1 pseudogene is annotated in these 242 nt (G+C 38.4%); it reads right to left on the bottom strand.

Annotation, left to right across the window (positions count from 1 at the left end):
* Nucleotides 1–242: pseudogene (locus tag H740_RS11905) on the bottom strand (response regulator); the annotation flags it as partial.

Below are 242 nucleotides of genomic sequence, written 5' to 3' on the forward strand. Positions count from 1 at the left end.
TCTCCGGTGCAAATACGGTGTAGGGGTTTTCCTTGTAGTAAAAAATGCGATTATCGATCTTTGAGATGTCGATTTGAGTCTTGCCTTTTTCTTTCAGTTTAGCATTTAGATCCTCTATTTGCTTCCGCCTATGGTTTATATCTATATCTTTTTTAATAAACTGCGTCAGATCTATACCGCTGGTTACGTCGCTTAAATTTGCTATCTTTTCGTTGCCGTCCTTATCGTATCCTCTAACCTTG

This window comes from Campylobacter showae CC57C, from assembly GCF_000344295.2.
Taxonomy (GTDB): domain Bacteria; phylum Campylobacterota; class Campylobacteria; order Campylobacterales; family Campylobacteraceae; genus Campylobacter_A; species Campylobacter_A showae_B.